This window comes from Microvirga sp. P4_G7 (genome assembly GCF_056401005.1).
The window spans coordinates 1-1,422 of sequence record NZ_JBFUKD010000823.1; the positions used below are offsets into that span (position 1 = coordinate 1).

The 1,422-nt window shown below is 62.0% G+C and carries 1 protein-coding gene and 1 pseudogene; one reads left to right on the top strand and one right to left on the bottom strand.

What is annotated here, in order from left to right:
- Positions 1-287, bottom strand: a pseudogene (locus AC1DT3_RS21020) (hypothetical protein); the annotation flags it as partial.
- Between the two features lie 496 nt (positions 288-783).
- On the opposite strand from AC1DT3_RS21020, the gene AC1DT3_RS21025 reads away from it, so the two are divergent.
- The coding region (locus AC1DT3_RS21025) for a PAS domain-containing protein (protein ID WP_477467134.1) at positions 784-1,422 on the top strand (639 nt) is incomplete at its 3' end.

Sequence of the window (1,422 nt, forward strand, 5' to 3'; positions counted from 1 at the left end):
ATATTGGTCTCGATCACCACGTCGTTCAGCCCGCCCACGAGGAGAAGGTGTTCGACGTTGTCGCGACGCAGCAGGATGAGCTGCCGCTGCCGATCGAGATCATAGACGTCGACGATGCCGAGACGGGGCTGGCGCGAGCGCCCGCGATCCTGTCCCGACATGAGCAGCTTTCCACCCGTCAACCGGCGCAGCACCCACGCGAAAAGCAGGACCAAGGCCAGAATGATCGCAAAGGCGATGACGTATTGGGCTGCCCGTGATCCTTCAATGCCAAACTGAGACAACACGGTGAACTCTCAAGCGTTGTGGAGGCCCTCGAGGGCCGTTCAGAAACGTTTCTAGCACAATGCCTGCCGAAGCGGGCAAAGAGGTAAATGAATGGTTAACGCGCGCCGCCGCAAGACGTTTGGCAGCGCTGTCCCAGCTTAACGCGAGCCCCTGAAACAGTTGATTTACGGCTTTTTTGAGCCACGAGGCAAGAAACTGGCTCCCTCTTGCGGCACATGGAGCGTGCAGTTGCGGTAGTGAGCCTGAAAGGCTCGCACGACATCTTTCACGCGGCGACGAGGAGGCGGCCATTTCTTTCGGCGTGCCGTGAGGCAGGCGAACCTTGTTCGGTTTATCTGCGGCGGCGCAGTCGGAAGGGAGATGTTAAAGCTTGCCGCCTATGGTGCGGCCCGTATGCGTCGGCATTGCGGCGCCGCTGAAGTTGTGCCGTGCGCGCTTGCGGCTCTTTCTGCGGTTCGGCATAACCGGTCTGCCCTTTCAGGAAACAGGAACTTCATGGCTCACGACGGCGATAGGTCTTCCGGCGCACCGATCGATCGATCCGACCGCCCGGGCCATATCGGGCTGGTCCTGCTGCTGGCCGCCATTCTCGTCGGCGCAATTCTGAGCCTGCGGTTTCTCAGCAACGAACAGGCTCAGCCGCTCATCCTCGCGCTCCTGGCCTTCTTCGCCATGGCGGGAGTCTTCTTCCTGTTCGCGTTCGCCATCGGCGTCGCGCGCTTCGCGGGGAAGTCTGTCCGCAACGATATCACCAAGATCATGGCGGATACGGCGGGCGAGGGACACCTCGTCGTCGAGGGCGAAGGTCGGATCCTCTATGCCAACGACGCCTATCTCGCCCTTTCCGGGCGATCGCATGCCGAGGAGGTTCGTCTCGTCGAGCGCTTGTTCTCCGGCACGCCCGAAGTGTCCGAGGCGATCTATCGCCTTGCTCAGGCGGCGCGCGAGAATCGCGCAGCAGCGGAAGAAATCCGGTTGTCGCCGTCATTGGGCGGCGCGCAGGAATTCGGCTGGTATCGGGTTCGCGTGCGTCCTCTCCCGCGCCCTTCGGCTCGCTCGGCGACCTTGTGGGTGGTGGCGGATATCACCCATGAGCGCGAGCGCCAGGAGAACGTCTTCCAGGAGCTCCAGCAC